This is a genomic window from Chromobacterium sp. Rain0013, assembly GCF_015291765.1.
Lineage (GTDB): Bacteria > Pseudomonadota > Gammaproteobacteria > Burkholderiales > Chromobacteriaceae > Chromobacterium > Chromobacterium haemolyticum.
Map to the genome: position 1 here is coordinate 797,514 of NZ_CP031514.1, position 23,600 is coordinate 821,113.

27 protein-coding genes are annotated in these 23,600 nt (G+C 63.0%); 19 read left to right on the plus strand and 8 right to left on the minus strand.

What is annotated here, in order from left to right; translation table 11 throughout:
- Nucleotides 1–24: 24 nt before the first annotated feature.
- Nucleotides 25–750: a 16S rRNA (uracil(1498)-N(3))-methyltransferase gene (locus DXT74_RS03680; RefSeq protein ID WP_114154159.1), complete on the minus strand. Its 726-nt coding sequence runs from the start codon at nucleotides 748–750 to the stop codon at nucleotides 25–27.
- 97 nt (nucleotides 751–847) lie between these two features.
- Here DXT74_RS03680 and DXT74_RS03685 point away from each other — a divergent pair, with 97 nt between their 5' ends.
- On the plus strand, nucleotides 848–1,633 hold the full coding sequence (locus tag DXT74_RS03685; protein ID WP_231138325.1) for an inositol monophosphatase family protein: 786 nt from the start codon (nucleotides 848–850) through the stop codon (nucleotides 1,631–1,633).
- A gap of 155 nt (nucleotides 1,634–1,788) precedes the next feature.
- Here the strand turns inward: DXT74_RS03685 and DXT74_RS03690 are convergent, their stop codons facing one another.
- The 5 genes from DXT74_RS03690 to DXT74_RS03710 form a co-directional block, all read right to left on the minus strand.
- Nucleotides 1,789–2,136, minus strand: a complete 348-nt coding sequence (locus DXT74_RS03690; protein WP_019101577.1) for a DMT family protein — start codon at nucleotides 2,134–2,136, stop codon at nucleotides 1,789–1,791.
- A 9-nt stretch (nucleotides 2,137–2,145) separates the two neighbouring features.
- The gene (locus tag DXT74_RS03695) at nucleotides 2,146–2,337 is read right to left on the minus strand and encodes a Lar family restriction alleviation protein (RefSeq protein ID WP_081556088.1); all 192 of its coding nucleotides are present in this window, start codon (nucleotides 2,335–2,337) and stop codon (nucleotides 2,146–2,148) included.
- 75 nt (nucleotides 2,338–2,412) lie between these two features.
- The gene (locus tag DXT74_RS03700; RefSeq protein WP_194427350.1) at nucleotides 2,413–3,747 is read right to left on the minus strand and encodes an SGNH/GDSL hydrolase family protein; all 1,335 of its coding nucleotides are present in this window, start codon (nucleotides 3,745–3,747) and stop codon (nucleotides 2,413–2,415) included.
- Nucleotides 3,748–4,008: 261 nt separating this feature from the next.
- A complete protein-coding gene (locus tag DXT74_RS03705) occupies nucleotides 4,009–5,022 on the minus strand; it encodes a class I SAM-dependent rRNA methyltransferase (protein ID WP_043640291.1) in 1,014 nt (337 codons plus the stop codon).
- A 327-nt stretch (nucleotides 5,023–5,349) separates the two neighbouring features.
- Nucleotides 5,350–6,714, minus strand: coding sequence for an SGNH/GDSL hydrolase family protein (locus tag DXT74_RS03710; protein ID WP_194427351.1), 1,365 nt, complete (start codon nucleotides 6,712–6,714; stop codon nucleotides 5,350–5,352).
- Between the two features lie 283 nt (nucleotides 6,715–6,997).
- Here DXT74_RS03710 and DXT74_RS03715 point away from each other — a divergent pair, with 283 nt between their 5' ends.
- The gene (locus DXT74_RS03715) at nucleotides 6,998–7,873 is read left to right on the plus strand and encodes an HD-GYP domain-containing protein (RefSeq protein WP_081556090.1); all 876 of its coding nucleotides are present in this window, start codon (nucleotides 6,998–7,000) and stop codon (nucleotides 7,871–7,873) included.
- A 207-nt stretch (nucleotides 7,874–8,080) separates the two neighbouring features.
- The gene (locus DXT74_RS03720) at nucleotides 8,081–9,016 is read left to right on the plus strand and encodes an alpha/beta hydrolase (RefSeq protein ID WP_194427352.1); all 936 of its coding nucleotides are present in this window, start codon (nucleotides 8,081–8,083) and stop codon (nucleotides 9,014–9,016) included.
- 179 nt (nucleotides 9,017–9,195) lie between these two features.
- Here DXT74_RS03720 and DXT74_RS03725 read toward each other — a convergent pair whose 3' ends face one another.
- Nucleotides 9,196–9,780 carry an SIS domain-containing protein gene (locus tag DXT74_RS03725; RefSeq protein ID WP_043640204.1) on the minus strand — a complete coding sequence of 195 codons (585 nt, stop codon included), beginning with the start codon at nucleotides 9,778–9,780 and terminating at the stop codon, nucleotides 9,196–9,198.
- 184 nt (nucleotides 9,781–9,964) lie between these two features.
- Nucleotides 9,965–10,684: a helix-turn-helix transcriptional regulator gene (locus DXT74_RS03730; RefSeq protein ID WP_043589245.1), complete on the minus strand. Its 720-nt coding sequence runs from the start codon at nucleotides 10,682–10,684 to the stop codon at nucleotides 9,965–9,967.
- Nucleotides 10,685–11,013: 329 nt separating this feature from the next.
- Here DXT74_RS03730 and DXT74_RS03735 point away from each other — a divergent pair, with 329 nt between their 5' ends.
- From DXT74_RS03735 to DXT74_RS03810, 16 genes are all read left to right on the plus strand, one after another.
- Nucleotides 11,014–11,427, plus strand: coding sequence for a Mor transcription activator family protein (locus DXT74_RS03735; RefSeq protein WP_019102031.1), 414 nt, complete (start codon nucleotides 11,014–11,016; stop codon nucleotides 11,425–11,427).
- A 140-nt stretch (nucleotides 11,428–11,567) separates the two neighbouring features.
- Entirely contained in the window at nucleotides 11,568–11,990 is a 423-nt protein-coding gene (locus DXT74_RS03740) for a M15 family metallopeptidase (RefSeq protein ID WP_194427353.1), read from the plus strand.
- Nucleotides 11,987–12,211 (plus strand): hypothetical protein, encoded by a 225-nt coding sequence (locus DXT74_RS03745; RefSeq protein ID WP_227105798.1) that lies wholly within the window; start codon nucleotides 11,987–11,989, stop codon nucleotides 12,209–12,211. The genes DXT74_RS03740 and DXT74_RS03745 overlap by 4 nt, the downstream gene beginning before the upstream one ends.
- Nucleotides 12,211–12,789, plus strand: a complete 579-nt coding sequence (locus DXT74_RS03750) for a hypothetical protein (protein WP_194427354.1) — start codon at nucleotides 12,211–12,213, stop codon at nucleotides 12,787–12,789. Before DXT74_RS03745 ends, DXT74_RS03750 begins: the two co-directional genes overlap by 1 nt.
- The gene (locus DXT74_RS03755) at nucleotides 12,786–12,983 is read left to right on the plus strand and encodes a TraR/DksA family transcriptional regulator (RefSeq protein WP_019102035.1); all 198 of its coding nucleotides are present in this window, start codon (nucleotides 12,786–12,788) and stop codon (nucleotides 12,981–12,983) included. The genes DXT74_RS03750 and DXT74_RS03755 overlap by 4 nt, the downstream gene beginning before the upstream one ends.
- A 14-nt stretch (nucleotides 12,984–12,997) precedes the next feature.
- Nucleotides 12,998–13,213: a hypothetical protein gene (locus DXT74_RS03760; protein WP_081549117.1), complete on the plus strand. Its 216-nt coding sequence runs from the start codon at nucleotides 12,998–13,000 to the stop codon at nucleotides 13,211–13,213.
- Between the two features lie 273 nt (nucleotides 13,214–13,486).
- Entirely contained in the window at nucleotides 13,487–14,185 is a 699-nt protein-coding gene (locus DXT74_RS03765) for a DUF1834 family protein (RefSeq protein WP_194427355.1), read from the plus strand.
- A gap of 75 nt (nucleotides 14,186–14,260) precedes the next feature.
- Nucleotides 14,261–15,682 (plus strand): phage tail sheath C-terminal domain-containing protein, encoded by a 1,422-nt coding sequence (locus DXT74_RS03770; RefSeq protein ID WP_194427356.1) that lies wholly within the window; start codon nucleotides 14,261–14,263, stop codon nucleotides 15,680–15,682.
- Nucleotides 15,683–15,868: 186 nt separating this feature from the next.
- On the plus strand, nucleotides 15,869–16,243 hold the full coding sequence (locus DXT74_RS03775; RefSeq protein ID WP_081556099.1) for a phage tail protein: 375 nt from the start codon (nucleotides 15,869–15,871) through the stop codon (nucleotides 16,241–16,243).
- Nucleotides 16,244–16,479: 236 nt separating this feature from the next.
- Entirely contained in the window at nucleotides 16,480–18,396 is a 1,917-nt protein-coding gene (locus DXT74_RS03780) for a hypothetical protein (protein ID WP_194427357.1), read from the plus strand.
- Nucleotides 18,396–19,703 (plus strand): DNA circularization protein, encoded by a 1,308-nt coding sequence (locus tag DXT74_RS03785; protein ID WP_194427358.1) that lies wholly within the window; start codon nucleotides 18,396–18,398, stop codon nucleotides 19,701–19,703. Before DXT74_RS03780 ends, DXT74_RS03785 begins: the two co-directional genes overlap by 1 nt.
- Complete coding sequence (locus DXT74_RS03790; RefSeq protein ID WP_231138264.1) at nucleotides 19,687–20,745, plus strand: phage baseplate assembly protein; 1,059 nt, start codon at nucleotides 19,687–19,689, stop codon at nucleotides 20,743–20,745. Before DXT74_RS03785 ends, DXT74_RS03790 begins: the two co-directional genes overlap by 17 nt.
- Before the next feature lie 19 nt (nucleotides 20,746–20,764).
- Nucleotides 20,765–21,388: a phage baseplate assembly protein V gene (locus DXT74_RS03795; protein ID WP_043640174.1), complete on the plus strand. Its 624-nt coding sequence runs from the start codon at nucleotides 20,765–20,767 to the stop codon at nucleotides 21,386–21,388.
- A gap of 177 nt (nucleotides 21,389–21,565) precedes the next feature.
- The gene (locus DXT74_RS03800; protein WP_043640171.1) at nucleotides 21,566–21,916 is read left to right on the plus strand and encodes a phage GP46 family protein; all 351 of its coding nucleotides are present in this window, start codon (nucleotides 21,566–21,568) and stop codon (nucleotides 21,914–21,916) included.
- On the plus strand, nucleotides 21,916–22,980 hold the full coding sequence (locus tag DXT74_RS03805; RefSeq protein ID WP_043640167.1) for a baseplate J/gp47 family protein: 1,065 nt from the start codon (nucleotides 21,916–21,918) through the stop codon (nucleotides 22,978–22,980). Before DXT74_RS03800 ends, DXT74_RS03805 begins: the two co-directional genes overlap by 1 nt.
- Complete coding sequence (locus DXT74_RS03810) at nucleotides 22,977–23,555, plus strand: YmfQ family protein (RefSeq protein ID WP_043640164.1); 579 nt, start codon at nucleotides 22,977–22,979, stop codon at nucleotides 23,553–23,555. Before DXT74_RS03805 ends, DXT74_RS03810 begins: the two co-directional genes overlap by 4 nt.
- The last annotated feature ends 45 nt before the right edge of the window (nucleotides 23,556–23,600 follow it).

Here is a 23,600-nt window from a genome sequence, read left to right on the forward strand (position 1 = left end):
GGCCTAGCTCCCGCGCCGCTCCGGCTAGCGGTAATCCCCCCACACTGTTTGTATCGCCGCCACCGCGGCCAGCGCCGCGGTTTCGGTGCGCAGGATGCGCGGCCCCAGTTTCAGCGGCGTCCAGCCTGCGTCCAGCGCCGCGGCCTCTTCGCGGGCGGAGTAACCGCCCTCCGGGCCGGCCATCAGCCAGGCGCGTTTAGGCTCGGCGGCGATGTCGGCCAGGCGCTGACTGCCCACCGGGGACAGGATCAGCCGCGCGTCGGCGCTCGGCGCCTGTTTCAGCCATTGCTCCAGCGACAGAATGGGCAATACTTCAGGAATGGCGTTGCGACCGCTTTGCTCGCAGGCGGAAATCACGATTTCCTGCCAGCGCGCCACGCGCTTGTCGGCGCGCTCGCCGGACAGTTTGACGATGGAGCGCTCCGCGGCGATGGGCTGAAACGCGGATACGCCCATTTCCACGCCCTTTTGCAAGGTAAACTCCATTTTGTCGCCGCCGGAAATGGCTTGGGCCAGGCCCAGCCAAATCGGCGTTTCACGTGAAACGTCGTCGAAGCCTTCGATGCGGCAATGGGCGTCGCGCTTCATCACCGCGTCCAGCACGGCGGCGTACTCGCCGCCGCGGCCGTTGAACAGGGTGACGGCGTCGCCGGCGTTGAGCCGCAGCACCTGTACATGGCGCACCACCGTGTCTGGCAGGGCCAGCGTTTGGCCGACGCAGAGGTCGGCGTCAATGTAAAACCTGGGCATGACGTATTGAAAGTCGCTGTTGATACCGGTATTTTGCTTTGTTTGCTGCGATTGCAGCAAATAGGATTGCAGCGGCCTTGGGGGAAAACGAATGCAGGTGCTGGAACAGGTGATGCAGGTGCTCAGGGAAGTGGCGCGCGACGAGGTGATGCCGCGCTTTTTGCACGTGGGCAAAAGCCGCAAGGACGACGGCACGCTGTTCACCGAAGCCGATATGGCTTGCCAGCAAGCCTTGCAGGCCGCTTTGCCCCGCATTCTGCCTCACCCGGTATTGGGCGAGGAGATGGAATTGGCCGAGCAAGACCGGTTGTGGGCGGAGAATCAGGACGGCTTGTGGGTGGTGGACCCGATAGACGGCACCACCAACTTCGTCAACGGACTGCCGTATTTCGCTATTTCCGTCGGCCTGATGGTGGGCGGCAAAAGCCGGCTGGGCGTGATCTACAACCCGGTGTCCCAGGAAATGTTTTACGCCAGCCGCGGCGAGGGCGCCTTTCTGAACGGCCAGCGGCTGCCCTTGAAAACCGTGGTCAACACCATGTGCGACGCCATTGCCAGCGTGGAGGTCAAATATCTGCGCTCCGGCAAGCTGGCCGCGCGCATCGGCAGCACTTGCCCGTGCGGCAGCTTGCGCAATCTGGGCTCCAGCACGCTTGACTGGTGTTATCTGGCGGCCGGCCGCTACGATCTTTACCTGCACGGCGGCCAGCGCTTGTGGGATTACGCAGCCGGAGCGGTGATTCTGGAGGAGGCCGGCGGCCAGATCGCCAGCCTCAACAGCGACGACTACTGGAGCGATGTGATCTGGAAGCGTTCCGCCATCGCCGCGCTGAATCCGGAGCTGTTTTCCCAATGGCACCGCTGGGTGCGCGCCAACCAGTAGCCAGGTTTTAGCGCCAGCTCCAAAGTCTCGCGAGCAAGGGCGAGACAAGGCGAAAACGAGCGAAAAAGCGGAATGGTTGAGTGGTATACGGGCATTTCGAGCGTGTTCTCGCCGTACAACGCCTTACCAAGCGCAGCAGCGCTTTGAACAAGCGCTCAGCCGCGGAACATGAAGTAGACCGCGCCCACCAGACACAGCCCAGCCCATACGTAGTCCCAGCGGAAAGGCTGGTTCATGTAAAAGACCGCGAACGGTATGAATACCGACAGCGATATCACTTCCTGAATGATCTTCAGCTGCGACAGCGTCATCACGCCGTAGCCGGCGCGGTTGGCCGGCACCTGCAGCAAATACTCGAACAAGGCGATCCCCCAACTTGCCAGCGCCGCCAGCCACCAGGGTTTGGACGACATGTCCTTCAAGTGGGCGTACCAGGCGAAGGTCATGAACACATTGGACAACACCAGCAGCAGCGGCGTCAGAAGATAGGGCGAGAGATTCATGATGCGTGCTCAGCGGGAGGCGTTCCAGTTGGCGACGGCTTCTTTTTTGTTGTCGGCCTGAGCGCCGATGGCGCTGCAATTGCCGTTGTCCGGGTAGCGGCTGCATTGCACCCAGAAGCGACGGGAGCCCGCCTTGACCAGCAGTGCGGGCGCGCCGCATTTGGGGCAGGGTTTGAGGACAATTTGCGGAGCTTGGTTCATGGCGGGATGTCCGGCTAAAACCGGCATCTTACCCCAAGCCGCCGCGCGATGGCGGCGGCCTGGGGGCTCATTCGCCTAGCGCCGCGTCTTCAGCGCCGCCGTGGCGGAGACCGCCGGATCCGCCGCCTTGACGAAGTTGGCGATGTAGGCGCCCAACAGCTTATGGGTGTGAGTGGTGGGGTGCAGCACGTCCCAAAACACGAAGGCGTCCGGATTGCCGCATTCCGCGCGCGGTTTCTGTTCCCAGATATAGGGCAGGCTGGCGTTGGCGGCGATGTCCAGGCAGGACTGAGTGGCATTGCCGACCTGATACTTGGCCGGGTTGTCGAGCAGGTCGTCGAACAGGGCGTTGCTGTCGAACAGGTTCAGCTTCAGCGTGCTGCCGTATTTCTGTTGCAATTGCGCCACCAGCAGCGCCAGTTTGGCGTTGTAGTCGCGCACCTGCGGCGCCAGTGCGGCGGCCTTGCCGCTGGCCTGGGCCGCCGGGGTGCGGGCCAGGTTGGGCAGGTTCAGCACCACGATGTGGCGCGCGCCGGCGGTGATGATGCGTTCCAGCGCCTTGCCTTGGTCCGCGATCACCTGGTCCACGGTGCGGCCGTAGTTGAGCAGGTCGTTGCCGCCGATCAACATGGTGAACAGAGTGTTCTCCGGCCGGTAATTGGCGGCTTTCTGCATGTATTGCGACCACGACTCCACCTGCTGCAGCAGGCCTGGCACCACCAGATGCTGATCGCCGGCGGAGCCGCCGATCGCCCAATTGTAGATCGGCAGCTTCAACTGCTCGGCCAGATATTCCACCCACACCCGATCATTGCTGAAGCGGCCGATGAACCAGCTTTTGGCGTTGGGCAGCCGCCATTGGGACGCGCCGTACATGTTCTGAGTGTCGGACAGGCTGTCGCCGAACACGATCAGCTTGTTGACGCGCGCCGGCTGGCTGGCGCTGTCCTGGCTCCAGATAGTGTGGTTGTAGGACATCTGGTTGTTGGCGGCGGCGTAGAGCGCCACCGGACGGTTGATTCCCTTGGCCGCCAGCGTTTTCTGGCAGACGGCGGCCAGGGTGTCCTGAGCCACATCGCTATAGAACATATTCTTCAGCGCGACGATGCTGCCGGACCACCAGTAACCGTTGACGCGGTAGTAGTCGCCGCTGCTGGGGTCCAGCGCCCAGTGGTAGCTGGTTTGCGGCTTGGCGGGGCTCATGTCCAGCCGGTAATAGCAGCGCAGATAGGTGTAGGTGGCGGCTCCCAGTGCCACGGCCGGTTTGGCCGCAGCGGCCTTGACCTGGGCTTCGCTGAGCGGCCCGCCTGGAGACAGATAGTCCAATTGCGGGTCCAGCTGGGCGTGAGCCTGGCAGGCGGTGAACAGGCCTGCGGCGGCCAGCAGGCCGCGTAGCAGTTGAAGTTTCATAGTGATTTTCCCGATACGTGATTTGAGTCAAGCTGTCTGTTGCATGCCGTCTAGCGCGGCTGTTTCGGCGTGGTGCCGTATCGGGATCTTTAAGTATTTACAGGTGGAAATAAACGGTAATTTTAAGATGTGAGTAAAAATGCCATATGGTTTAAATGCTGTGGCTTTTTATGCGAAAACGCCCGCGCAAGGCGGGCGTTTGGCGAGATTGGATCTGGCCGCGGCAATCCGGCCGGGACCGGCAGCCGTCAAGAGCACAGATCAGACGCTGAGCGCGACAATCTTCAAGGGATGCTTGCCGTCCGGGCTGGGAAAGTCCGCGTCCGGGATGATCCATTCCGCCGCGCGCACTTCGCGGCCGGCCTTGGCCGCGCTGCGCTTGAGCGCATCCAGCCAGGCGTCGCCGTCCACCTGCGCGACGTTGTTGCAGCAAATCAGCGTGCCGCCCGGCGCGGTGGTCAGCAGCGCCGGTTTGAACAGCGCCTGGTAATCGTTGATCAGGTCCACCACGCCGAAGGGGCTCTTGGAGTAGCGCGGCGGGTCCAGAAACACCAGATCGAACTGACGCGCTTCCAGTTTGGGGAAGGGCGGCATTTTCTTGCCGCGCACGCGCTCGGGCTGGCCGATGCCGGACAGCTGGCGGATGGCGGCGAACACATCGCTCTGCACGCAGCGCGGGCGGGTGGTCAGCAGATTGAGCTTGGCGTTGGCGCGGCCCACGCTGAGGCTGGATTCGGCGAAGTCCACGTTCATCACGAAGCTGGCGCCGGCCTTGGCCGCGGCTACGCCGACGCCGCAGGTGTAGGCGAACAGATTCAGCACGCTTTTGCCGGCCGCCAGCTCCATCACGCGGCGGCGCGCGGCGCGCAAATCCAGGAACAGCCACGGGTCCTGGCCTTTATGGCGAGCGCGGTAGTGGTAGTTGACGCTTAGTTCGCGAATGGTGTGGTCGGCTTCGGCCTCGGCTTGCTGTTCCAGCGTCAGCGCGTTGCCGATGCGGGAGTTGCCGGCGCTGCGGTCGTTGTAGACCAGCGGCAAGCCGGGATGGCTGGCCTGGTAATGGGCGCGGACCGCCGCCAGCTCGTCTTCGCTCAGCGGCTGGTGGAAGGTCTGGGCCAGCAACTGTTCGCCGTAGCGGTCTACGGTCAGGCCGGGCATGCCTTCCACGCTGCCGTGGAATAGACGATAACAATTGGTGTCTTCGGCTTGCAGCCGGGCGATCAGTTCTGCGCGCGCGGCTTCGGCGCTTTGCAGCAATGGGGTCAGGGAGGACATCTGGGGCCTTCGCTTGCGGTTCCGGGCCGGCTCGCTGCGCGGAGGCGGGCGCGCCGGAAAATCCTTCATTGTATGCGCTGCCGTCGTCGCGCTCAAATGCGTGTCCGGAAAAGCCCTTGCAAAACAACAGGCCGCCCGCAGGCGGCCTGTCTGGTGGCGCGGCTTGGCCGCTGCTCGATTCAAGCGGTTTTAGTACCTGCCCAAAGCTTCGCGAACCACAGCGAGACAAGGCGGAAACCGCTGGGAAAGCGGAATACGCATAGGGCGCATCGCGAAGCGATGGTCGCCGTATGGTGGTTCACAAAGCGCGGCAGTCACTGAACGGTCTCAGCGTCGCGGCAGGGCGGCCAAGCCGGCGGAGCCGTTCATGAAGCCGTACACCTCGTCCGCCAGCACCTTATGCGTGCGAGTGGTGGGGTGCAGGGTATCCCAGAACACAAAGCTGTCGGGATTCACGCAGTTGGCCCGCGGGCTCTGCGAACTCAGATAGTTGGTGCTGGAGTCCGCGTTGATGTTGAGGCAAGACTGGGTGGTGTTGTTGAACTGATAGGCGGAGGGGTTGCCCAGCACCTTGTTGAACAGCGCGTAGCTGTCGAACACGTTTAGCTTGAGGCCGCTGCCGTATTTGAGACGCAACTGAGCGGCCAAGGCGTTGAGACGCTGGTTGTAGTCGCGCACCTGGACGGCCACCTGGGCCGCGCCGGACTTGAACTGGAACACTGGCGCCCGTGATACGTCGGGCAGGTTGAGCACCAGAATGTTGCGCGCGCCGGCGTCTATCAGGCTGGTCAGCGCCTGGCTCTGGCCGCTGATCACTTTATCCACCGAGTTGTTGTAGTTCACGAAGTCGTTGCCGCCGATCAGCATGGTGAACAGCGTCGTGGCCGGATCGTAGTCTCGCGCCTGCTTCATGTAGTCTTTCCACGACTGCACCTGCTGTTGCACGCCGGGAATCACCAGTTTTTGCGTGTCCACGCCAGCGCCGCCTATCGCCCAGTTGTACACCGGCAACTGCAGACGGCCGGCCAGGTATTCCACCCACACCTGGCCGTTGCTGAAGTGGCCAAGGAACCAGCTGTTGCGGTTGGGCAGCGTCCACATGGAGGCGTTGTAGACGTTTTGGTTGTCCGACAGGCTATCGCCAAAGGCGACGATCTTGTTGATGCCGGAACCCTGGCCGGCCTTGTCGTTGGTCCATACCGTGTAGTTGAACGACAGTTGGTTGTCCGCGGCGAACACCATCGCCGGGTTCTGCTGAATGCCCTTTTTCTGCAAGGTGCTGCGGCAAACCGACTGCAGCGTGCTTTGCGCCACGTCGGTGTAGTACATGTTCTTCCAGTCCAGCGCGCTGCTGGACCACCAATAGCCGTTCAAGCGGTAGTAGTCGCCGCTGCTGGGGTCCAGGCCCCACACGTAGTCGGTGGTGGGTCTGGCGGCGTCGCCGGTGCGGTAATAGCAGCGCAGATAGGTATAGGTGGAGGGGCCGGGCACCGACATCAGCTCGATATTGGCGTCGCCGCGCGCGGCGCGGCTCATGGGCGCCGGCGGGGCCGTTTTCAAAAGCTGTTCGCGGCTGAGCGGGCCGGACGAAGACAGCACGTGACTGTAGCGAGGGTCGGGCTGAACCGGTTCGGCGGCGGCGGAGTGGCTCAGCGGGCTCAGGGCAAGGCCCAGCAATAGCAGCGATTTCATTGTTGTCTCCTCGTGTGGGGCGCCGTCAGGCGACGGCGCGAACGCATGGACCGCGCCGTTGGCGGCGCGCGATCCGCGTGCCGTCTAGGCTAGCCAAGAAAAATGAAAATTTCATGCAAATGGAATGATTGCTCTATTTCCGGGCGCTCGACTGTCGTATTGCTGCCAGCGCAGCAAAGCCGCATTGATATGCCATATTGAAATCATTCGGCCTGAGTCGCCGCGGGAGCGCTTGCAGATATCGCTCTAGCGGCCGGGTTCCATCGGCATGCGGGGATGAAAGATGCGACAAGCGCGGGAGCTTCTGAAAACGCTGTACACGATGGCGATGATGGTGGAGGCGCGCGACGCCTATACCGGCGGGCATTTATGGCGGGTGTCGCGCTTGTGCTATGCGCTGGCCGACAAGCTGGGCCTGCCGCAGTCCGAGGTGGAGCGCATTGCGCTGGGCGGCTTTTTGCACGACCTGGGCAAGGTGGGCGTCCCTGACGCGGTGTTGAACAAGCCGGACAAGTTGAGCGACGCCGAATACGAGGTCATCAAGACCCATCCTCGAGTGGGCGCCGACTTGCTGAGCGATCATCCTTTGGCTGAGTTGGCGCTGGACGCGGTGCTGAGCCACCACGAAATGCCGGACGGCCGCGGTTACCCGCAGGGATTGAGAGACAAGGAGATACCGCTGGCGGCGCGCATCGTCGGCATCGCCGACGCCTTCGACGCGATGACCAGCACCCGGCCGTATCGGCGGGGCATGCCCAAGGAACGCGCGCTGGCCATCATACGGGAGAATCTGGGCACCCAATTCGACCGCGAACTGGGCGAACGTTTCATCCAGTTGGGCGAGGCTGGCCGGTTCGATCACGTCATCGGCCATAGCGAGCCGGGCATTCCCTTGCAATCCTGCGCGGGCTGCGGCCCCATCATCGCCGTGCCGCGAGCGGCAGCCGACGGCGAGGAGATCTTCTGCCCCAGCTGCGCCGGCGGCTACAGGCTGACGCGGCGCGGCCCGCTGCTGGAACTGGCCCCGTCAGGCCATTCCAACCCGGCGCTGGCTCGCCAGCCGCGTAGCGACCCAGGGCTGATAGACGATTTGCTGTTGGGCGCCGAGCAGTTGTTGCAAACACGCAAACCCAGCCTGCTAGAGCGTTTGTTCGGCTGAAGGGGCACCGGCGCGGCCCGGCCGGCGCAAGTGCCATGGCAAGCCTCCTGGCGCGCTTGCACGGCAATACCAATGGTATAAGCTGCTCAAGTCCCCAGACGGACCGATCGCCTGCGCCGGGCGCGGCAACGGCCCATGCCGGGCATTCCTCTTTCTTTCGCTTGCGCCCGCGCGCCGTCCGTCACGGCTGGGCCGATAGGAGTTTGCATGCATCAGCTTGATCCCGCTCTGGCCGTCTGGCTGGAAGCATACAATCGAGAACTGGCCGAACTGGTGGCCAAAGGTTACAAGGCGACCCCGATCGGCGCGCGCGAAGCGCTGGCCAATCTGACGAGACAGATGGTGACGTCGGGACCGGACATCGCTTGGGTCAACGACGACCTGGTGCCTGGGCGCGATTTCACCGTGCCGGTGCGCATCTACCACCCGAACCCGCAGCGCGCGCTGCCGGTGCTGGCGTTTTTCCATGGCGGCGGACACATGGTGGGCAGCGTCAGCGTTTACGATCCGATTTGCCGGCGGCTCGCCGCCGCCAGCCAGCACGTGGTGGTGGCCGCCGACTACCGTTTGGCGCCGGAAAGCCCGTACCCGGCCGGTTTGCAGGACGCCGCCGTCGTGGCCAAGGGCTTGTGGCAGGCGCTGGACGCGCGCGGTCTGCCCTATGCGCGCGAGCTGTCCCTGGCCGGAGACTCCGCCGGCGGCGCGCTGACGTCCAGCCTCAGCGCTTTGGGCCAGTACGACGCATCCTTGCGGATCAAGCGCCAAGTGTTGATCTATCCCAGCGTCGACTACACCTTGAGCCAGCCGTCGGTGGACGAGAACGGCGAAGGCTATTTGCTGACCAAGGCGCGGGTGGCCTGGTATTTCGATAACTACTTCCAGCACGCGGAGAACCGCTTGCAGGCCTCGCCGCTGCATGGCGAGTTCAGCCGCAAGCTGCCGTCAACCTTGCTGGTGTCGGCCGGCTTCGACCCGCTGCGCGACGAGGCGTTTCTCTACGCGGACAAGCTGCGCGCGGCGGAAGTGGAGGTGGAGCACCTGCACCTGGAAGGCATGGTGCACGCCTTTCTCAATCTGGAGGCCATCGTGCCGGAGGTTTGCCGCGAGGTGTATCAGCGCATCGGCGCCTTCCTCAACCGTTGAGCTATTCAATGTTTGCCGCGCTTTGCGGAGCGCGGTGGGCTGTTGTAACGCGGAACCGCCGCCGGAGAGTCCGGGCGGCGGTTTTTTTGCGGCCGGCGCATGCCTTTGTACTGACAGGCGTCGCTTAGGGCGCGGGGCGTGCCGTCAGCATAATGGCAAGCGTGACGGAGCGGGGAAACTCAATAGTTTTCCGGGCAGAAGTGGCGTTCCACCAGTTCGATCAGAATATGCAGCACCTTGATGTGCAACTCCTGCACCCGGTCAGCAAACTGGCCGCCTGGCGTGTTGACGTAAACATCGGCCAGCGGCTCCAGCCGCGTGCCGGCGCGGCCGGTGAGGATAATCACCTTGACGCCCATTTCGCGCGCCACCTGCGCGGCGTTGACGATGGTCTGGCTGTTGCCGCTGGTGCTGATGCCGATCAGCACGTCGCCGGCGCGAGCGTGGCTTTCCAGATAGCGCGAAAACACGAACTCGTAGCCGTAGTCGTTAGCCACGCAAGTCATGTGGCTGGGGTCGGAAATCGCGACGGCGGCCATGCCGCGGCGGTTCTTGCGGTAGCGGCCGGTCAACTCTTCGGCGAAATGCATGGCGTCGCACATCGACCCGCCGTTGCCGCAGGAAAAAATGCGTCCGCCGGCGGCAAGGCTGGTGATGAGGGTTTGCGCCGCCGCGTCGATGCTGGCTAGCGCTTCCGGGTTGGCCAGCAGATTGGCCAAGGCGGTTTGAGCTTCGACCAGGCTGGCTTCGATGTGTTGAATCATGGTGGTGTCCGTTTCATGCGGTGCGGCAAAACCGCAGTTTACACCCGCAACGTCGGGCTCTGAACCTGTTTGCGCTCTCGCGAACACAGAGCGGGACCAGGCGAAAACGATTGAGACAGCGGAACGCACGCGCATTTCGGAGCGGTGCTCACCGTGTGACGCTAAGCGAAGCGCAAACCGGCTCTTAGCCAATCTGCCGCCCAAACCAGACCACGCGGCCGATGACTTCGAACTCGCCGGTATTGCGCTGCAAGTCCACGGTAAAGGTCTCGTACAAGGGGTTGGCGCTGCGAACCTGCACCGCGCCGCCTGGTAAACGTTGCAACTGCTTGACGAAGATGTCGTCGCCCATGCGGATCACGTAAAGCCCTTCGCCGGGAGAGTGTTCGGCGGTGTTGACCAAGATGGTATCGCGGTCCTCCAGCACGCCGCTCATGCTGTCGCCCTTGACGCTGATTACCGCCAGATCCCGGGCGGAAGCGTTCAGGTGGTTCTTGATCCAGTATTTTCGGAACGCCATATAGAACATCGGCGCTTCTTCGCTGGCATTGGAACCGAAGCCGGCCGAGGCTTTCAGGTTATAGCGCGGGATAAAACAGAACTCTTCATGAACGTTGTCCGGTACAAAACAATCCGGATCTCGTTCTAGTCGGATGGACGCGCCGGGCGGAGGGGCCGCGTCGTACTGCGGGCCGCTACCGTGCAAAAGCCACTCCAGCCTGCACCCGCTAGCCTCCGCGATCTTGCTGGCGGTGGCTGCGCGCGGCACGCCGCCGTGATACCACATATTGGTGAACGAACCTTTGTTGATTCCAATGCGGGTAGCCCAGGCGTAGGGCTTCTCCGCCCCAATCAGCAGTTCCAGCCGCTGTTTGAAGTCACTCTGTTCCAAGTTTTTTTCCATGTAGAACTCCATTTGGCGTGCTAGGCCGGCGCCACGGCCCGGTCAAATGCCCTGTACAAAAGGACAGGGAGTGACATCGTACTAATTGATCAGTTTTATGTTTTGAACTAAAATAGCACTTATGAATTCGAGAAAAGTTCAAAAGTAACCGGGGTTCAGCCAGTCATGTGTCTCAGGGGCTGCCAACACATCCGATTTCAATAGAATTCATGGGCTTGCCCGTGTTTAGAACGGCAGTTCTAAATGCAAATGGCGTGCTTGGCCTTGATTAATTATAACTCATTTAGAACTTATCGTCTTTGTCCCGTGATTCCTAGGAGATCTTCGCGATGACCGTAGCCAATATCGCCCCGGCCCTGCCCGAAACCATGCGCCTGGTGGCTGAGCTGATCGGCTTGCCGCGCACCTTGCAACTGGTGCAGGCCTTGGGCGGCACTACCTTGCCCATTTCCAAAAACCAAAGCAAGGCGGGTCAGTTGCGTTTTGCCGCTTTAGTGGAAGTGATAGGCGAAGACGCCGCCGCCAGCCTGACTCATCACTTTGGCGGCGACATCCTGTACGTGCCGCGTTGCAGCCAGGCCTTGCGTCTGGCGCGCAATCAGCAGTTGTTGAATGACTTCGACCAACTGCTGGAGCAAGGCCTGGGCGCCAACGAAGCGGTCAGCGTGCTGGCCATCCGCTTCCAACTGAGCGACCGCATGGTGTGGCGCGTGCTGAAAACGCCCAGCCAAGATCTGCATTAAGGCTATACGCCGCCTCTCCCTCTCTTCCGATTTCTCCTGTTTGTTTTTAGCCGGTTCCGTCCATGCCTGGCAGGGCTGCGCGCGCGCCGCGCATGACGGCCGGCCAATGTGCCACGTTTCGTCAACAACAAGGAGTCTTCATGGCCAGCAGAGCTATTTCCGACCTGCATCCGCAGTTGCAACCCTTGGCCGAAGCGTTTGTACGGCGCTGCCGCGACGCCGGCGTGGAGGCCTTGATCACCTGCACCTGGCGTTCCGGCGCGGAACAGGACGCCTTGTTCGCTCAGGGCCGTTCCCGCCCTGGGCCGAAGGTGACCAACGCCCGCGCGGGCCAGTCCGCGCACAACGCCATGTTGCACGGCAGTCCGGCGGCGCGAGCTTTCGACATAGTGCCGCTGATCGGCGGCAAGCCGGTCTGGGACGCCCACCATCCGCACTGGCAGGTGATGGGCGAGATCGGCGCCGCGCTGGGCCTGAACTGGTACGGCAGGGCCGATGCGCCGTTCCGCGAGTTTCCCCACTTTGAGTTGAATTCGACCAGCCTAGACAAGGAGAAGAAATGATGCGTCTGTCCGATTTGCTGACCCGGCCCGGCGGCCGCCGGCTGAGCCATTCCCGGCTGTGGGCGAACATCGCCTGCGCGGCCGCCACGCTGTTGTTCGTGGTGGAAGGGCTGCGCGGCACCTTGGGCGCGGATATCTGGCTGATTTATCTCGGCATTGTCGGCGGCTACTCCGCAGGTTTGCGTCTGATCGCCGCCTGGCGGGATCGAGGCGGCCGCTGATGGGCCCGGTGCCCGCGTGGTTGAAGCTGGGAAGCTGGCTGCTGCCGCCGTTGTTGGCGGCGTGCCTGGCCTATCCGCTGGGGCTGCGCCACGGCGCGGAGGGCTGGCGCGCGCGCTTGGCCGAACAGCGGGCGGCGGATCAAGGCCGTCAGGCCGCCGAGGCCGAGCGCGCCCAACGGCAATTGCAGGCCGCTTTGCAGCAGCAGCAACGCTTGCGCGAACTGCTGGGCCGGCAAGAAGCGCGCCTGCTGAGTCAACAACGGGATCTGCAGCAGCGGCTGCAAGACCAGAAACAAAGGATCGAATATGTCGTGCAACAGGATGGCGGCCGCTATGGCGGCCTTGGCCCTGACAGCCTGCGCCTCTACCGGCAAGTCCTCGGTTATTCCACCGCCTCAATGTCCGCAACCGACTCCGTTTCTATTGCAAATCCCAATCAAGCCGCCGCCGCCGGCGCCGGGCTACCGGCAGCAGACCTCCTGGCTCATGCCGCCGACTACGGCGCCTGGTGCCAACAGCTGGAACAAAGGCTGACGGCGCTCGGCGGGCTGTTTACTTCCGAAGGACCACAACCATGAGCGATTTTTTCGATCGGGCCAGCGAGCTGGAGACCGAGTTCCGCGAGCAAGCCATTGCCCGTCATTACCAACAGTTTGATCAGGCCGGCTACAGCCACTGCGAGGATTGCGGCGACCCCATCTCGTCCGCGCGCAGGGCAATCATGCCCAGTTGCACCCGCTGCGTGATTTGCCAACAACTGGCCGAAGGCTGAAAGGTGGGTTTCACGTGGAACATGACAATCTGATGGCCCTGGGCCGCATAGAAGGCAAGCTCGACATGATCGTGGCGCACCTCGCCAAACAAGACAAAAAACTGGAAGAACTGGATGGCCGCCTGCGAGACGTCGAAGTCCAGGCCGCGCGCAGCGGCGCCATGTCCGGCGCTTTGTCCGCGTTGGCGGTGACGCTGCTGGGGGAATTCCTCAAGCGGCTGCTGCACTGAGATCGCAAGCAGGTACTGAGCGGAAGCCTGTCGTTCCCTCCGCCGCCATCCGTGCGGCGTCAAATTTCCCCCATCGTTTTCACTTCGAGAAAGGGCGCCAGATGTCGCCAGCGACGATCTGTATCAAGCCGCAGCCGCTGTTCAAGCCGGCTTGCGGCGAGGGCGCTGTCCGTCCCCGCGGTCGTCAGTCCACTGACATCGCTCAGCTAAGCCCAAAACCGCGGGCGCGAGACAATAGCCTTATCGATAAACCGATGAATCATTGAGGAAATCATGTCCCAGCTGATCCAACTGCAAGACGCCATCGCCGACCGCCTGCGCCAGGGTCTGGGCCGCATGGTGCGCGAAGTGGCGGCCGACTTGGACGAAACCGGGCTCTGCGGGCTGGATCTGGCGCAAGGCCGTCACCAAAGCCGGCTGACGCCGGCGGCGGGCAGTCCGGGCCTGAATCCGCAGGCGCTGGCGCGCTTGCCGGCCTTGTGGACCGTAGCCGGCGGCGTCACCGCCTGCCAGCCCTCGGCCAGCCAACGCCAGCGCTACAAGACGCAGGCCCGTTTCACCGTCATTGTCGGAGATCGGCTGCAGGCGGATCGCGGCTACGCCGGCGCCGGCGTCTGGCAGCTGGTTTACGCGGTGCGCCGCTTGCTGGCGGCTCAGGATTTCGGCCTGGCGGTGTCGCCCTTGATGCCCGAGCAAGTGCGCCCTCTGGGCCAGGCGCAGCGGGACGGCGAACCGTGGAGCCTGGTGGCCTGCGATTTCGCCACTCACTGGCTGGACGAAGCGCTGGACAACGGCCATTGGCCGTCGCCTCAGGGCGAGGCCGATCCGGACCAGTTGTTCGCCCGCTTTGGCGGTCGGCTGGAAGGCACCGCCGCCGAATGGCGCAGCACCCGGCTGAATTATCGCTTGGACGGCAAGCCGGGCGCCAAAGCCCAGGATGTCGTGTTGCAGCCCAAACCGCCCGTTAGTTGATTTTTCGCAGCATCCCGTCGCGCCGTCCGGCGCGGCGACTTTTCCCCAACCGCATCAATCAGGAGCCCATACTTTATGGCCAGCCCCAACATCAGCTTCGACCAGATTCCGGCGTCCATCCGCAAGCCGGGCAAATACTTCGAGTTCAACACCAAGCTGGCGGTGCGCACCCTGCCGGGCAACCCGCAGCGCGTGCTGGTGATTGGCCAGCGTTTCGCCGACGCCGCTCAGCCGGCTCTGGCCGCGCTGGACGTGTTCAGCGACGAGCAGGCCGCCCAGGCTTTCGGCCGCGGCTCCTACGCCCACCTGCTGGCCCGCGCCGCCATCAACGCCAACCCCTATCTGCAACTGAGCGTGATCGCGGTTGACGACGCGGACAGCGCCGCCGCCGCCGTCGGCTCCTTCACCTTTACCGGCCCGGCCACCGGCGCCGGCGTGGCCAGCCTGTTTATCGGCGGCCGCCGTATCGACGTGGCCGTGGCCGCCGGCGACGACGCCGCCAAAATCGCCGCCGCCGCCAAGGCTGCCGTCGACAAGCTGGCGGATTTGCCGGTGACCGCCGCCGTCGCCAAGGAAGTGCTGACCCTCACCGCCCGTCACAAGGGCGCCGCAGGCAACGCCATCACGCTGAAAGCGCAGGAACAGATTGCCGGTCTTGGCATCACCGTGGGCGCGATGAAGGGCGGCGCAGCCGATCCGGACATCGCTCCGGCGCTGGCTGCCGTGGTCAGCGGCGGCCACCACATCGTGGTCAACCCGTTCAATAACGACGCCGCCTTCACCGCGCTGCGCACCCATCTGGACTTCGTGTCCGGCCCGATGGAGCAACGCGGCGCCATCGGCGTGGTCGGCGCCGTTGGCGCGCTGTCGGAAGTCAGCGCCGTCGCGTCCAAACTGGCCAGCGGCCGCGTGAGCGCCGCCTGGTATCGCGGTTCCGCCAAGCTGCCGGGCGAATTGGCCGCCGCTTACGCCGCGGTGATCGCCAGCGAGGAAGATCCGGCCCGTCCGCTGAATACCCTGGAACTCAAAGGCCTGGACGTAGTGGAACTGGCCGCCCGCACCAGCCGCACCGAGCAGGAAAACGCGCTCTACAACGGCGTGACTCCGCTGGAAGTGGGCCCGGGCGAACGCGTGCAGATCGTGCGCTCCATCAGCACTTACACCAAGGACGCCCAGGGCGTGGACGATGTGTCGCTGCTGGATCTGACCACGATCCGCACCCTGGACTACGTGCGCCGCGCCTGCCGCGAACGCGTGGCCTTGCGTTTCCCACGCGAGAAGCTGTCCGACCGCACCCCGTCCAAGGTCCGCTCTGAGCTGCTGGATGTGCTCTATAAGCTGGAAGAGCTGGAAATCATCGAGGCGGTGGAAGCGAATAAGGACGGCCTGATCGTCGAGCGCGACGCGCAAGACGTGAACCGTCTGGACGCCAAGATCCCGGTGGACGTGGTCAACGGCCTGCATGTGTTCGCCGGCCGCATCGATCTGCTGCTGTAAGCGGCGCGGGGTAAACGCGCCGGATGCTCTGCGTCGCCTTGCCGTAGCAAACCTACGGTCCGCGGCGGCGCGGCTGACCCCTGCGCTTTTACCCGAGCGGACCCAGTTTTCCCCGTTAACGCTTGATCCGGCTGCCCGCCGCCAAACCGGCCGGGCCGCCTACATGAAACCGAAAAGGACATTCACATGGCTTTGAAAGAATACGCAGGTTCGATCGTACTGGAAGTCAACGGCCAGGAAATCGACGTCATTGATCTGAACGTCAGCAGCAAGACCGGCCGCAAGCTGGTGAAAACCATGAACAGCAGCGGCCGCGCCCGCGGCTTCGCGCGCGGCATCTCGGAATACGAGCTGTCCGTCACCGTCTCCATCCCGCTGTCCGGCGAGCTGGACTGGGAAGCGATCGAAGGCGCCAAGCTGACCGAGTTCCCCGCGGCGCCAGGAGGCAAGCGCACCAGTTACCTGGACTGCTTCACGCTGGAAGTGGGCGAAAAATACGGCGTGGAAAGCGAAGCGCGTCGCGATATCAAGCTGTTGTCGCTGCGTAAAGTTCAGGAGTGAGCTCAAGCTTATTTAATCGGCTGATTAAATAATGAACGGCTAGATGTGGAATGTGATGCGACAGGAAGCATCTAGCTGTCTTCTCATATATTCCCGCCTTGTCGCCTCAGAAAATCATATGAGCGAATACGCAGTTTTTAGCTGCGATAAAACATCAGTGTATTTTGACAGGTATAGAGCCTTATCTGATGAGTAGCTGATTTCACGGGGCGGTGAAGCATTGACCTGGAGCAGTTATGCTTAAATTAAGCCCGGAGCAGTTGAAGAAGCTAGAAGAAATGGCCGCCAGGAAAAGAGGGAATTATGCGGACATCTACTCTTTTCTGAAGGGCGCGGTTGCAGAAAAGATGAAGCAAGAAGCGCACCAAAGCGCAGTGCTGCCGCATGAGAAAGCCAAGGCAATCAAGCGTTCGCATGAGCTGGATGGGTTGTATCTATGGCTGTCCGTGGCGGAGTCGACCAATGGCGGGTCAGGTGATATTTATGACTCTTTTCTCCGTGCGTCAACCAAGAATTTAATGAAGAAGCATGGGAATAAGCCATACTCCGATGCGATTTACAATCAAGCCTCAAATAAGCTCGCCAAAGAAATCATCCCCCAGATCCTCAAGGATCAGGGTATGGATATCAAAAAAATAGTCCAGGCGGACGCCAAAAATTTTACCGAGGCTTTTGGCTTGCCCGAAGGCAGCTGGCCTGGAACCGCTTTCGATACATTTGCCTTGGGTGGAGACCATGTATCCCTGCCCAAGGACGGCAAGATTGGCCTTGCCGACACGCTGTTGAATGCGGCGGAAAGTTCCATGGATGTGGTCGGCGAGAAAGTCAGCGAAGTGACCGGCCCGATTGAAAAGAAAGTCACAGAATCGCTGGCTGGCGCAGGGCTGGGATTGTACGACACATTCTTTGGCGACAAGAAAAGCCAAGAGCCTGTACCACCGAAAAAACAAGTGCCGAAAAAACAAGCACCTAAAAAATTGCCTCGTCCAGCCAAGGCTCTTGAGGATCTGCCCGCCGGACAGAAGAAAATCCAGCTGGAACAGTTAAGAAAGAAAGTGGCCAGCAAACAGGCCATTCCCGATGCTGCGACATTGGCGGCATCCATTTTGGGGAAAGAGGCCGTGCCGGGCGCATTGGCAAAATTGATACCCCGACTACCCTCGATGATGCCTGGCGTGGCACAGGCCTTGAGCGCGACCAATGATGTTATCGGATTTGGCGATCATGTCATTAATGGCCGATTCCACGAAGCAATGACCGAGGGACTTGGCATCGCTGCTTCTATGGGCGTTGGCGGTAAGGCTGGAAAACTGATGCAGGGCGCCGTTGCGCAAAGGGCCGCGGAAGCCATTGTGGGCAAGGCTGCGGGGGATAGTGTCAAATTAATAACCCAAGGCTTGACCGGTGGAGATTACGTTAATAAATGGGGCCCTCCTCGCACGCTGCCTAATGATGTCGATTTGAAAAAAACCTTGGAAGATAAAGACGGCCACGCTTATTCCGCAGTGGATGTGGATGGCACAGGGGTATTTACTTGGTTTGCTCATAACGACCGCAGCGATCTGATGGGGGCGAGATATACGGAAGTTATGGTCGGAGAGAAAATAGCGGAGCTAAACAGAGACTATGTTAAATCCGTTGAAAAAGAATATGCGGCCAAAACAAGACGGGCAAAGGCAGAGCAGAAACAGGTAGAGCAAGAAAAGGTAGTAAAGCAAGAGCAGCGGAAGGAAGCCAATCTGCCTCCAAAAGTCGGCGTGCAGACGGCCCCTAAAGAGGCAGCCCAAAAAACGACGAGGGATAAGCCGCGAACCACACCAAAAAATGCGTCGCCAGCGCAAAAGCCAGTAAAGAAGACAGCGGCTGCGGAAGGCGTGGCGCTGCCTGGGGCAGAGGGTATTCAGTCTATTCCCGCCGCCCAGGCCGCATTGGCTTCGGCCTCTACACCGCTATCCAATACCGGCCCGTCCGGCGGTCCAAGCGGCAATGCTTCAAACGAGCAGTTGCTGATCGTCATGTCGCAGATCCAGGCCAGTTTGAGTCAGTTGGTCAGTCATCTAGCGCAGCCCACCAATATCACCATTGATGTCCAAAACGGCAATATCGTCGCCGCCGTCAACGCCGCCAATAGCCAACAACAAAGGAGAAGCTGATGTTCAATCTCGGTCTGTTTACCGGCTCCGCCGCCGGCGCGCTGGTGGACGCCAGTTTTCGTGGTGTGCGCTTTGAATGCCTGCGCAGCGTGGACAGCGCCCAACGAGACCAGGCGATGCACGAATACCCTTATCTGGACGGCGCCGACGTAGAAGACCTGGGCCGCAAGGCGCGCAAGGTATCGCTTAGCGTCTTCTTCTGGGGCCGCGATTATCAGCAGCGGCTACGTGACTTTGTCGCCGCGCTGGACCAGGCCGGGTCGGGCGAGCTGATCCATCCGGTATTCGGCAGCATGCCCAAGGCCCAGGTGCTGGATTACCAGATCAGTCACGAGGCCGACGCGCCGGACTCCTGCACCGTGGAAGTGAACTGGGTGGAGGCCACGCCGGGCAATCCCTTTTTCGCCAGCCAGCATCCCCTGCAGCAGGTAGAGGCCATCAGCGCCTTGGCGGCCAAGGCGCGCAGTTTGGGCGGCGAGGCCTTCGCCAAGGCTCAGGGCCTGTTGCAAAACGCCAATACGGCGCTGACTCGCCTGGGCGCGCTGCGCGTTCGCTTGAGCGACACCGTGCGGCAGCTTGCCGGCATGGCGCAGCAAGGCATTGCCCAGGTGGTGGACTTGTTGGCCTACCCGCAAGCCTTCATCGGCCAGGTGACGTCCTTGGTGGACGAGGTCGCCAATTGGCGTTTTGGCGTCAAACTGGATATCTGGCCGGGCCTGAAGTGGGAGGCGGAAGCCAAGCTGCCGCAGGCCACTCTGGCTGATTGGAACGCGATGAAGGACAGGCTCAACGGCGTGTCCAAGAAAATCGGCCGCGCGTCCGATACCTTGAACCAAGCCGGCAAGGCGCTGGAAGTATGGACCGAGGACGAGATTCGCATCGACGCCTTGCTCAAACTGACGGTATCCACCTCAATGGCGAACGCCGCCGCCGACCTGTTCCGCTCGGAAGCCGCACAACCCACGTTGACGCCGCCGGCGCTGGAGCAAGTGGCGGGCGACGTGCGCGCCACGCTGCAGCAAACCATAGAGCAATGGCGCAAGGCGCTGCCGGGCGAGGACGCGCGCCAGGTGATTGAAAGCCTGCGGGATTTGGGCCTGCAGGTGCAACGCAGCGCCGCCGGCCTGGTGGCCGCCAAACCGCCCATCGTTACCCGTAAAGTGGAGTCCGCCGCCAATCTGCGTCAGCTGGCCCACCTGTGGTACGGCGACAGCGGCCGCGCCGCCGAACTGCTGCGCTTGAATCCGCAGCTGGCGCATCCCAACCATCTGCAAGCAGGAGAGCTGATCCATGGCTACGCCCGCTAAGCCCGCGTCGGACAAAAACGAGGTCAGTCTGCAGATCGCCGGCAAGACCCATCGTTACTGGACCCAGTACAGCATCGATTCCGATCTGACCGTGGCCGCCGACGCCTGGCAGGTGTCGCTGGGCCTGCCCGGCGGCGAGGTGCCGCCGGCGGTGGAGCCGGGCGCCGAGGTCAAAGTGCTGGTGGGCGCGGACGTCGTGCTGCTGGGGCGCGTGGACGACATCAGCCACAGCATAAGCGCCGGCAGCCATCAGCTGACGCTGTCGGGCCGGGACCTGGCCGGCATGTTGCTGGACTGCAGCGCGCCGTTGCTTACCGGCAAGGGCATGACGTTGAGCGATGTGCTGGAGAACGTGATCAAGCCGCTGGGCGTCAGCCGCCTGCGCGTGGACGCCAAGGGCAATGGCCAGATCGAGAAAATCAGCGTGGACCCGGGCAACAGCGCCTGGGACGTGCTCACCCGCGCCGCGGCGGCCAACGGCCTCGCCGCCTGGTTCGATCCGGACGGCACTCTGGTGGTGGGCGGCCCGGATTACAGCGCGCCGGCCAAGGCCAAGTTGATCTTGCGCCGCGACGGCAAGGGCAACAATGTGCTCAGCCTGATGGAAACCCGCTCCCACGCGCCGCGCTACTCGCAGCTAACCCTGTTGGGTCAGGGCCACCGTCAAGCCTTGACCCCGGGCAGACACGATCTCAAGCACCAGTCCGCGGACCCGGATGTCCGCTATCACAAACCGCGCATCGTGGTGGAGCCGGACGCCGCCAACCCGGCGGAACTGGCGGCGCGCGCGGACAAGATGCTGGCCGACGCGCGGCTGGCCGGCTACACCCTCAGCGCCACCGTGGCCGGCCACCGCAACAGCGCCGGCGAGTTGTGGACCCCCGGGCAGCGCATTCAGGTGGAAAGCGAGCCGCACGGCATCAAGGGCTGCACTTATTTCCTGATGGCGCGCACCTTCAGCGGCGGGCGCGGGCAGGGCTGCACCACCCGGCTGACGCTGAAAGAGGACGGCCGCTGGCTGCCGGCGATGCACAAACGCTGACGATAGAAAGGTTGAAACGATGTGGAATGACGTAGACCAAAGAATCCGCCGCGCCTTCAGCAATGTGAGGCAAGGCTTTCGCGCGGTGCTGACCCGCGTGGACAGCGCCGGCGATGTGCAAACCGTGCAGGCCGACGCCTTGGCCGGCGAGCAGTTGCAGGACGCAGAACTGTTTCAACACTACGGCTACAGCGCCAATCCGCCGCCGGGCAGCATGGCGGTAGTGCTGCCCTTGGGCGGGCGCAGCAGTCACGGCGTGGTGATCGCCACCGAGCACGGCAGCTACCGGCTGAAACAGCTCAAACCCGGCGAAGTGGCGCTGTACAGCGACGAAGGCAGCAAGATCGTGCTCAAGCGTGGCCGCTTGATTGAGGTGGAGTGCGACACCTTCAGCCTGCGTTGCAAGAACTGGCAGGTCAACGCCAGTGAACAAGCCAGCTTCACCACCCCCACGCTCAGCACCAGCGCGCAGCTGGTGGCCCAAGGCCAGATCAACGGCAACGGCGGGATGGCCATTCAGGGCGGCAACGGCGCCAGCGTCAAGGGCAGCGTCACCGTGAGCGGCGACGTGGTGGCCGGAGGCAAGAGTCTGGTGGGCCACCAGCATAACGGCGTGCATGGTACGACCAGTCCGCCGTTGTAAGAACCTGTTTACGATCTGCTGCGCGTCAGCGATACAGCGTTGAAAACTTACCCTACATGCATTCAGTTTCTTCTGCCGTTTTCGCCAAGAGCGCCGTTGATATCGCTTGGTGGAACGCCTGCCGGCACTGACCCGCGTCCCTTATCCCCAATCCTTTCAAACCCGGAAAATAACGCCATGGACCCTCTATTGGACCCCATTACCGGCGATTACGCCGGCGGCGCCACCGACACCCTGGCCAACGCCGTCTACCTGAGGTTGATGACCCCGCTGGGTGGTTGGTGGGCCGATCCCGAACTCGGTTCCCGCCTGCACCTGTTGTCCCGCAGCAAGGACAGCAGCCAGATCGACCTGCTGGCCTGCCAATACGCCGAGCAAGCCTTGCAGCCGCTATTGCGCGACGGCCGCGCTCGCCGTGTCGGCGTTGAGGCGCAGCGTCCCGGCAGCGGCCGTTTGCTGCTGTTGGTCGAAGTGGAAGAGGCCGGCGGCCAGACCCGACATTTCCAACACCACGTGAGGATAGCCTGATGCCCCTGTCCACCCCGGATTTTGAAACCATACGCGGCGCGCTGCTGCGCGATCTGCAAAACCTGCGCGCCGACGCCGACGTCGGCCCCGACAGCGATTTCTACGTGCGCGCCAGTTCGGTCGCCAGCGCGGTGGAAGGCTTGTACCAGCATCAAAGCTGGATCGCCCGCCAGATCTTTCCGGACAGCGCCGACCGCGACTATCTGGAACAGCACGCCCGTGTGCGGGGCCTCAGCCGCAAGCCTCCGGTGGCGGCCAAGGGCCTGTTGCAACTGAGCGGCAATCCCGGCGCGGGTTTCGCCGCCGGCCTGAAAGTACGGCTGGGCGAGCAGCTCTACACCACTCAGGCCGGCGGCCAGCTGGATGTGGATGGCCAGGCCCGCGTGGCGGTGGCTGCCGATCTGCCCGGCCTGGCCGGCAACGTGCCGGCCGGCACGGTTGCCGAACTGATGGCCGCGCCCAGCGGCCTGGCTAGCCGCGTCAGCTTCGTCAACATGGACGGCGGCGTGGACGAAGAGGACGACGCCGCCCTGCTGGCGCGGCTGTTGGAACTGATCCGTCGTCCGCCGGCGGGCGGCAACCGCCACGATTACCGCCGCTGGGCGCTGGAAGTGCCGGGCGTGTCCGCCGCCTACGTCTACCCGCTGCGCCGAGGCCTAGGCACCGTGGACGTGGTGATCACAGCCCAGAACAGCCTGCCTTCGGCCGACACCCTGGCCGCGGTGCAAGCCCATATTGAAGACCTGCGCCCCGTCACCGCCAAAAACTGCCTGGTGCTGGCGCCCACACCGCGGCCGGTGGACATTGAAGTGGGGCTGGCGGTGGACGGCACCACGCTCCAGGCGCTTACCGAACCGCTGCGCCAGGTGTTGGCCGCCCACTTCTCCAGCCTGGCCCCCGGCAGCAAGCTGTACAAGAGCAGGCTGGAGGCTTTGATCTCCGACCTGCCCGGCGTGGTGGACCGCCAACTGCTGTCGCCTGGCGTCAATATCGAGCCGACGGTAAACGAAACAACGGTGGAATGGCTGCGCCTGGGCAAACTCACGGTGAAGGGGATGCAATGAGCCCGCAAACCCCGCATAGCGAACTACTGACGCGCTTGCTGCCGCCGGTCAGCTACAGTCCTGACGGGCCGCGGCTGCAAGCCGAACTGGGCAGCGAAGGCGCGGCGCTGGACCGGGCGCAGAACAGCGCCCGGCAGTTGGTGGGCGCCACCACGCCGCTGCTGGCCGAAGGCCTGCTGCCGGACTGGGAGCGGGTTTGCGGGCTGACCCCGCCGACGGACGCGCCCTACCAGCAGCGCCAGCAGGCGGTGTTGGCCAAGCTGGCGGAAACCGGCGGCCTGTCCATCCCGTACTTCACCCGGCTGGCGGCTGGCATGGGCTACCGCATCGCCATCAGCGAGCCGCAGCCCTTCCGCGCCGGCATCAACCGCGCCGGTCAGCAGCTGTGGACGGCTGACATCCCCTGGGTGTGGCAAGTCACCGTGTTCGGCGCCAAGACCCGGCCGTACTTCTTCCGCGCCGGCCAGTCGCTGGCGGGGGAGCGTCTCACCACCTTCGGCGATCCGCGGCTGGAAGACCTGTTCAAGGACCTCAAGCCGGCCCACACTCACGTTTACTTCGCCTACCAGCCTTAACGCTCCCGCGCGGCCCCTCCCGCCGTATCCCCCTTCCCCTCACAG

Excerpts from the sequence above, each read along its gene's own strand:
- DXT74_RS03680 (WP_114154159.1), bottom strand. The coding sequence starts at position 750 with ATGCCCAGGTTTTACATTGACGCCGACCTCTGCGTCGGCCAAACGCTG.
- DXT74_RS03690 (WP_019101577.1), bottom strand. The coding sequence starts at position 2,136 with ATGAATCTCTCGCCCTATCTTCTGACGCCGCTGCTGCTGGTGTTGTCC.
- DXT74_RS03695 (WP_081556088.1), bottom strand. The coding sequence starts at position 2,337 with ATGAACCAAGCTCCGCAAATTGTCCTCAAACCCTGCCCCAAATGCGGC.
- DXT74_RS03700 (WP_194427350.1), bottom strand. The coding sequence starts at position 3,747 with ATGAAACTTCAACTGCTACGCGGCCTGCTGGCCGCCGCAGGCCTGTTC.
- DXT74_RS03705 (WP_043640291.1), bottom strand. The coding sequence starts at position 5,022 with ATGTCCTCCCTGACCCCATTGCTGCAAAGCGCCGAAGCCGCGCGCGCA.
- DXT74_RS03710 (WP_194427351.1), bottom strand. The coding sequence starts at position 6,714 with ATGAAATCGCTGCTATTGCTGGGCCTTGCCCTGAGCCCGCTGAGCCAC.
- DXT74_RS03715 (WP_081556090.1), top strand. The coding sequence starts at position 6,998 with ATGCGACAAGCGCGGGAGCTTCTGAAAACGCTGTACACGATGGCGATG.
- DXT74_RS03720 (WP_194427352.1), top strand. The coding sequence starts at position 8,081 with ATGCATCAGCTTGATCCCGCTCTGGCCGTCTGGCTGGAAGCATACAAT.
- DXT74_RS03725 (WP_043640204.1), bottom strand. The coding sequence starts at position 9,780 with ATGATTCAACACATCGAAGCCAGCCTGGTCGAAGCTCAAACCGCCTTG.
- DXT74_RS03730 (WP_043589245.1), bottom strand. The coding sequence starts at position 10,684 with ATGGAAAAAAACTTGGAACAGAGTGACTTCAAACAGCGGCTGGAACTG.
- DXT74_RS03735 (WP_019102031.1), top strand. The coding sequence starts at position 11,014 with ATGACCGTAGCCAATATCGCCCCGGCCCTGCCCGAAACCATGCGCCTG.
- DXT74_RS03740 (WP_194427353.1), top strand. The coding sequence starts at position 11,568 with ATGGCCAGCAGAGCTATTTCCGACCTGCATCCGCAGTTGCAACCCTTG.
- DXT74_RS03745 (WP_227105798.1), top strand. The coding sequence starts at position 11,987 with ATGATGCGTCTGTCCGATTTGCTGACCCGGCCCGGCGGCCGCCGGCTG.
- DXT74_RS03750 (WP_194427354.1), top strand. The coding sequence starts at position 12,211 with ATGGGCCCGGTGCCCGCGTGGTTGAAGCTGGGAAGCTGGCTGCTGCCG.
- DXT74_RS03755 (WP_019102035.1), top strand. The coding sequence starts at position 12,786 with ATGAGCGATTTTTTCGATCGGGCCAGCGAGCTGGAGACCGAGTTCCGC.
- DXT74_RS03765 (WP_194427355.1), top strand. The coding sequence starts at position 13,487 with ATGTCCCAGCTGATCCAACTGCAAGACGCCATCGCCGACCGCCTGCGC.
- DXT74_RS03770 (WP_194427356.1), top strand. The coding sequence starts at position 14,261 with ATGGCCAGCCCCAACATCAGCTTCGACCAGATTCCGGCGTCCATCCGC.
- DXT74_RS03775 (WP_081556099.1), top strand. The coding sequence starts at position 15,869 with ATGGCTTTGAAAGAATACGCAGGTTCGATCGTACTGGAAGTCAACGGC.
- DXT74_RS03780 (WP_194427357.1), top strand. The coding sequence starts at position 16,480 with ATGCTTAAATTAAGCCCGGAGCAGTTGAAGAAGCTAGAAGAAATGGCC.
- DXT74_RS03785 (WP_194427358.1), top strand. The coding sequence starts at position 18,396 with ATGTTCAATCTCGGTCTGTTTACCGGCTCCGCCGCCGGCGCGCTGGTG.
- DXT74_RS03790 (WP_231138264.1), top strand. The coding sequence starts at position 19,687 with ATGGCTACGCCCGCTAAGCCCGCGTCGGACAAAAACGAGGTCAGTCTG.
- DXT74_RS03795 (WP_043640174.1), top strand. The coding sequence starts at position 20,765 with ATGTGGAATGACGTAGACCAAAGAATCCGCCGCGCCTTCAGCAATGTG.
- DXT74_RS03800 (WP_043640171.1), top strand. The coding sequence starts at position 21,566 with ATGGACCCTCTATTGGACCCCATTACCGGCGATTACGCCGGCGGCGCC.
- DXT74_RS03805 (WP_043640167.1), top strand. The coding sequence starts at position 21,916 with ATGCCCCTGTCCACCCCGGATTTTGAAACCATACGCGGCGCGCTGCTG.
- DXT74_RS03810 (WP_043640164.1), top strand. The coding sequence starts at position 22,977 with ATGAGCCCGCAAACCCCGCATAGCGAACTACTGACGCGCTTGCTGCCG.